The following is a 6349-nucleotide window of genomic DNA, read 5'->3' as shown; positions in this document are numbered from 1 at the left end:
AATTAAACAACCTGGCACCGATAGAGTATCGGTACCAGGCCGTAGCGTAGTTCTAACCTTTTTTCTTTTTTACTGTCTACTTGACAGGGCGCAGTTCAACCCGGGCCGGCTTTTTTTTAAGGGTGAATAATAATCTTCAATGAATCCCCAGGCATCACAGGAGATGACAATGAACATTCTTCATTATTTCTTATTATTTCGATCTTACTGGCAGCCCCCGGAGGTTTCCAGTCAACATAATTAAATACATCCTGAAAAATCATTCCTTCAGATTGACGATGTTTCACGGTGATGCTGTCACCGTGCTGTAATCGTGCTTCATCCTCAAGCTTCTGATCATCTTTCAACACGATCACCTGATTCAAATCAATCTCAATTGGCTCATCATTGAAGTAAATTGTACTTTTACCACCCGAAAGGTCCAGCAGCTTCTTCAGGGCAGATACGGTCCGCTGCGGTGCAGGTGGTAATGACAGCTGATCATGATGACTGACAGTTCGGTCCAGCTTACTCAGTGGAAAAGTTTTTCCGTTATGACGATACGTCTGATCCCATTGAGGAAAATAAGTGCCTTTTCCGTCAACCGTTAGAAAAAATGTCTGTCTGGATTCAGGAACAACGATACCTGCTTTCATGAATGCTTCAGCAGCGGTTATTTTCTGCTCAATGACGATATTATCTCTATCCTGAATATACGTTTCAGTGTCTTTTTCAAGGTTATTGACAAAAACCTTTCTTTTAAGCGTCTTTTGCTGTCCATTTACACTGAGTACCATAGTCAGTGATTCTTCAAGTACGTACTTGATCTGTATAACAGACTCAGCACCGTCTTTGCCTGCTCTGATGACGATTTCATCCTGAGCCTGAATAGCTGCATCAAAGCTTCCCTGCTGCCCGTTAATCAATATTTCAGGTGGCAGGCCATGCGTGCCAGGCAATGTAACTGTGCTGCCATTGATACTGATCATCTTGGCAAGGCCAGGTTTACCGTATAGCTTCGGTACGCTCATTCCGGCAGCAAGTACAGCGTCACCAGCCGTCAGATCCCTGATTTCAAACAGCCGTACGTCATGTCCATTCACTTTTACAGGCATATAGTTAATGGGCATCTGATTTGCAGCAATCGCAATTCCTGCAGGTGTAACTAGTTCCGGTCCGATGACTGATTCGTGATTTAATGTAAGTCCCTGAATCGCTTCGATTCCTCTGACTGCTACACGGTTCGCCGGTAAGTTCAGTCTTTCAGCAAGCTTTTCTGTTAAAAGCGGTGTCATACTTCCGCCTCCGACAAGCATAACCGCTTTAGGAGACTGATTATGATTCAATGAAATAATTTCCCCGGAAATAGCAGAGGACAATTTATCAATTGCCGGCTGTATCGCCTGTATGACCGCTTGTTTTTCAAGCTGCTGTGAAAAACCGAGGATATCAGTTAACTCAACTTCCTCTCCTTCTCCACTTAAGCTTCTCTTAAGCTTTTCAGCGTCATTAAAATCAAGCAGGAAGCTGTCGCTCAGTGCTTCAGATATTTCGTCACCGGCAACCGGTACCATCCCGTATGCAGTGACCGTTCCTTCATTTGTAATTGCGATATCAGACGTGCCTGCCCCGATATCAACAAGTGCTACATTCAGCCTCCGCATGGAAGGGGGGATGAGTACATTGATTGCAGCAATTGGTTCGAGTGTCAGGGCATTCATTTTAAGATCAGCTCTATGTAATGAAGCCAGAAGGGATTCCACTACGACTCTGGGAAGGAAAGTAGCAATAATTTCAACCGCAGCGATATCTCCCTGCTGGTCTTCAAGGCTGCCAATCTCCTGACCGTCAAGCAGATACCTGACCACTGAATAGCCTACGCAGTGATAATGCTGGCTGTCCTCGCTTGCAGCAGCTGCTTCCTGGGCAGATTGCACAGCACTCAGTTCCATATGCAGGATATCCTGCTTTGTCATTGACTGGTCTGCAGTAATTGTCTTTTGAAAGGAGGAGCGCTCAGTTTTCAAGGCTCTTCCGGCAGCAGCGACAGACACTTCATCCAGTGGTCCATGCTTTAATTCAAGCTCCTGTTTAATCTCAGAGATCAGGGAAGCGACAGCGGGGACATGATGAATCTGTCCATCTAGCATCGCACGCTCTTTATGTTCTTTCTGGATATAATCGATCAGTTCATATCCCGACTCACTGACAGTCATAATCAGGCCGACAATTGAACGGGTACCGATATCCAAAGCAAATAGTTTTTCCACTGAATCACACCTATCCTTTTTCGCTTTACCGCTTAAAAGCGTTTAATTAATAAAATATTTTTCGTGACTTTTTAAAAAACATGATTTATAATGATCTACAATTGATCAGCTAAAAGCTTTTCTCTATCAAAAATGTAACACAATTCAGAAAGATGGAAAAGACAGTGAAGCAATCAATGGTATTTTCAAGAGAAAGGAATGTTTTGTTATGACGAATGTTGAATTAGACCAGCTTAGAAAGAAAGTAGATGAGATGAATCTTCAGCTGCTAGAACTGATTAATCAGCGCGCTGAGACAGTACAGGAAATTGGACGCGTAAAAGAAAAGCAGGGAATGAACCGCTTTGAGCCTGTACGGGAGAGAGCGATGCTTGATCTGCTGAAGGAGCATAACAAAGGTCCATTTTTGAACTCTACCATTGAGCATATTTTTAAAGAGATCTTTAAAGCAGGGCTCGAACTGCAAAAGGATGACCATCGTAAAGCACTGCTTGTATCAAGAAAGAAAAAATCTGATGATACAGTCGTGACACTAAAAGGTCAGCAGGTAGGAAACGGTTCACCTCAGTTCATCTTCGGCCCATGTGCTGTTGAATCTTTCGAACAGGTTGATGCAGTGGCTGAACAGGTAAAAGCAAAAGGCCTTAAGCTGCTTCGCGGGGGTGCATACAAGCCGCGTACATCACCATATGACTTCCAGGGACTTGGCCTTGAAGGACTGCAGATCTTAAAGCAGGCAGCAGATAAACATGATCTTGCTGTTATCAGTGAAATCGTTAACCCTGCACATATTGAAGAAGCAGCTGATTATATTGATGTCATTCAGATCGGCGCACGTAACATGCAGAACTTTGAACTGTTAAAAGCTGCAGGTGCATCAAAAAAACCTGTCCTGTTAAAGCGTGGACTTTCTGCGACAATTGATGAATTCATCAACGCAGCTGAATATATTATGGCTCAGGGGAACGACCAGATTATCCTTTGTGAGCGCGGAATCCGCACTTATGAAAAAGCAACAAGAAACACGCTTGATATCTCAGCAGTGCCAATCCTGAAACAGGAAACACACCTGCCTGTATTTGTTGACGTAACACACTCTACAGGACGTCGTGACCTGCTTCTTCCAACTGCTAAAGCAGCGCTTGCTGTTGGTGCAGACGGCGTAATGGCTGAAGTACATCCTGATCCGGCAGTTGCACTGTCAGATTCTGCTCAGCAGATGAACTTTGAGCAGTTTGACAGCTTCTGGAATGCAATCCAGGAATACCTGGGTGTACATGCTAAATAATTGAACAAAATCTGAAGCTTTCTCATAAAGCTTCAGATTTTTTTTGATTTTGTTGAAAGCGCCTTTATAGTAGCGTATGATTGTTAAATTGAGCAATATGGGGTTAATCCTTCGTTTAAAAGGCTTTTTCGTGTAAAATGAAAATAAATGAAAATGGTTTAAAGGAGTGCTGTCAATGAACATAACAATTTATGATGTAGCACGTGAAGCAAATGTCTCAATGGCTACTGTCTCACGTGTTGTGAATGGAAATCCAAATGTGAAGCCTGCAACAAGAAAAAAAGTACTTGAAGTAATCGAACGGCTCGGTTACCGTCCAAATGCCGTAGCACGCGGACTTGCGAGCAAGAAAACGACAACAGTCGGAGTCATTATTCCTGATATTTCGAATATCTTTTTTGCAGAACTAGCAAGGGGAATCGAAGATATCGCAACGATGTACAAATACAATATCATTCTGAGTAACTCAGATCAGAATGAAGAAAAAGAGCTTCATCTTTTAAATACAATGCTTGGCAAGCAGGTAGACGGGATTGTCTTCATGGGTGGACGTATTACTGAAGAACATGTAGCTGAATTCCAGCGTTCTCCTGTGCCGATCGTGATTGCAGGATCAGTAGAAGAAACGAATCAGACGCCGTCCGTAAATATCGACTACTATCAGGCTTCAATTGATGCAGTAACTTCACTGATTGAAAAAGGCCATAAGGATATTGGTTTTGTGAGCGGGCCATTCCACGATACGATCAACCGTTCAATGAAGCTTGAAGGGTATAAGGCTGCACTTGAGAATAAAGGACTTACGTATAATGAAGACTTTGTTTTTGAAGGTGATTATACGTATGACAGTGGTCTTGATGCGTGGGCCAAATTACGTGAGCTTGATCAAAAGCCGTCTGCTATTTTTGTCGGGAATGATGAAATGGCTCTTGGTGTCGTTCATGGTGCTCAGGATGAAGGGTTAAACATTCCTGAAGACGTTGAGGTCATCAGCTTTGATAATACAAAGCTTGCTTTAATGGTACGCCCTCAGCTGACCTCAGTTGTACAGCCTCTTTATGATATCGGAGCGGTTGCCATGCGTCTTTTGACAAAGCTGATGAATCAGGAAAAGATTGACGATCAGACAGTCGTACTTCCTCACCGGATTGAAGAAAGACAATCAACTAAATAATCTTATTCAGGCGGTATTAAATACCTCCGGTTACGAGCCGATAAAAAAGATAGAAATAATAAAGCTGGTCAGGTATGTCCTGACTGGCTTTTATTACAAATAACGGGGAGTCAGACCAATGAGACGTTTTGATGCTTTAACACCTGCAGGGGTTATCGCAGGAATTATTTTGATTGCTGCTGCAATTGTATGGAATAGCGGCACTGAAGGATTTTCATTTTTCTTTCACCTGCCATCGCTGTTAATTGTGCTTGGCGGGGTCATCGCTGCTTTGACAGTTACATTTCCAATTACTGAACTGAAAAGAATATTTACTGTAACGCTTCAGGCATTTAAACACAAGCCTGCAGATATGAAAGAGATTGTCAGTCTGTTCATTAAACTCTCTGAGATTGCCAGACGTGAAGGATTACTTTCACTAGAAAGGGAGCTTGAGAAAATCAGCGATCCATTTATGAAAAAAGGTGTGTACCTGGCGATTGACGGAGTTGAAAGCGATACGATCACAGATATCCTTCAGGCAGAGATTCAGTCGCTTGAGGAACGTCATAAGCGCAACAGACGTATGATTGAAAAAGCAGGGGATTATGCACCTGCGTGGGGTATGCTTGGAACGTTAATCGGGCTTGTACTGATGCTTCAGGAGTTGAATGACCCTGCAGCAATCGGACCGAATATGGCGATCGCCCTGTTAACGACTTTTTATGGTGTGCTGCTTGCCAATCTATTATTTAATCCGATTGCGAGTAAGCTGGCTCAAAAAACAGAGCGTGAAATTTTTGTGAAACAGGCGATGATTGATGGTGTGATCGGTGTCCACCATGGTCAAAATCCAAGAGTGCTCGAAGAACAGCTTTCTGTCTATCTATCAGAAAATGACCGTCTGATTCCAGAGATGAAAGAGGAGAAATTGGATGGCCAGGCGTAGAAGATTTATTTCAGTGACACAGTCTGAAAACAGTACGCCAAAATGGATGATTACTTTTGCAGATTTTATGATGCTGATTCTGGTCTTTTTTATTTTATTATTTTCAATTTCACAGGTGGATACTGCAAAATTCGATTCTATATCCCAGGCGTTCAGAAACCAGGGTGTTCTCGATGGATCAGACACGGTTGTTCCTTTTGATGAGGAGTGGCTTGAAGAAGAGATCAGGGAAGACCAGGAGCTTCAGGAACTGTACGGAGAGATCGATTCTTTCCTTGAAGAAAATAATCTCACTGATCAGGTAACGGCATCAGAAACTGACAGAGGCGTTGTCATTACACTTCAGGAGCAGGTGCTTTTTGATTCAGGAGAAGCAGAGCTGCTGCCTGCAGCTGAACCTGTTCTGCAAATGGTCGGTGATCTGCTCGAAGACATTCCGAACTTTGTAAGAATAGAAGGTCATACTGATAACAGGCCGATTCAAACTGCAGTTTATCCTTCCAACTGGGAGTTATCAGCTGCGAGAGCGAGCAGTGTTGTACGCTACCTTGGAGACAGGTATGATATCAGTCCTGAACGGTTTGCCGCAGTAGGGTATGGCGATACGCAGCCTGTAGCTGAAAATGACGGCCCGGCTGGCTGGGCCATGAACAGAAGAGTGGAAGTTGTTATTTTGAATCAGTATATTGATGAAGGCGGAACACAGTAAA

At 43.3% G+C, this 6349-nt stretch carries 5 protein-coding genes; 4 read left to right on the top strand and 1 reads right to left on the bottom strand.

What is annotated here, in order from left to right:
- Positions 1-116: 116 nt before the first annotated feature.
- Positions 117-2249 (bottom strand): cell division FtsA domain-containing protein, encoded by a 2133-nt coding sequence (locus KP77_RS11715; RefSeq protein ID WP_041122933.1) that lies wholly within the window; start codon positions 2247-2249, stop codon positions 117-119.
- Positions 2250-2457: 208 nt separating this feature from the next.
- Between KP77_RS11715 and KP77_RS11710 the strand changes: the two genes are divergently transcribed.
- The 4 genes from KP77_RS11710 to KP77_RS11695 all read left to right on the top strand — a co-directional run bounded on the left by KP77_RS11710 (position 2458) and on the right by KP77_RS11695 (position 6348).
- Positions 2458-3537 carry a bifunctional 3-deoxy-7-phosphoheptulonate synthase/chorismate mutase gene (locus KP77_RS11710; RefSeq protein WP_041122932.1) on the top strand — a complete coding sequence of 360 codons (1080 nt, stop codon included), beginning with the start codon at positions 2458-2460 and terminating at the stop codon, positions 3535-3537.
- Between the two features lie 175 nt (positions 3538-3712).
- Positions 3713-4711 carry a catabolite control protein A gene (gene ccpA, locus KP77_RS11705; RefSeq protein WP_041122931.1) on the top strand — a complete coding sequence of 333 codons (999 nt, stop codon included), beginning with the start codon at positions 3713-3715 and terminating at the stop codon, positions 4709-4711.
- Between the two features lie 118 nt (positions 4712-4829).
- On the top strand, positions 4830-5639 hold the full coding sequence (locus KP77_RS11700) for a MotA/TolQ/ExbB proton channel family protein (protein WP_041122930.1): 810 nt from the start codon (positions 4830-4832) through the stop codon (positions 5637-5639).
- Complete coding sequence (locus KP77_RS11695) at positions 5626-6348, top strand: OmpA family protein (RefSeq protein ID WP_041122929.1); 723 nt, start codon at positions 5626-5628, stop codon at positions 6346-6348. The genes KP77_RS11700 and KP77_RS11695 overlap by 14 nt, the downstream gene beginning before the upstream one ends.
- The last annotated feature ends 1 nt before the right edge of the window (position 6349 follow it).

The sequence above is a fragment of the Jeotgalibacillus alimentarius genome, assembly GCF_000829445.1.
Classification (GTDB): domain Bacteria; phylum Bacillota; class Bacilli; order Bacillales; family Jeotgalibacillaceae; genus Jeotgalibacillus; species Jeotgalibacillus alimentarius.
Note: the sequence above shows the minus strand (reverse complement) of the source record. Positions and strands in the feature narration are given on the sequence as shown.

What these genes read in the sequence shown, in the direction of transcription:
- ccpA (WP_041122931.1), top strand. Translation starts at nt 3,713, where the DNA reads ATGAACATAACAATTTATGATGTAGCACGTGAAGCAAATGTCTCAATG.
- KP77_RS11695 (WP_041122929.1), top strand. Translation starts at nt 5,626, where the DNA reads ATGGCCAGGCGTAGAAGATTTATTTCAGTGACACAGTCTGAAAACAGT.
- KP77_RS11710 (WP_041122932.1), top strand. Translation starts at nt 2,458, where the DNA reads ATGACGAATGTTGAATTAGACCAGCTTAGAAAGAAAGTAGATGAGATG.
- KP77_RS11700 (WP_041122930.1), top strand. Translation starts at nt 4,830, where the DNA reads ATGAGACGTTTTGATGCTTTAACACCTGCAGGGGTTATCGCAGGAATT.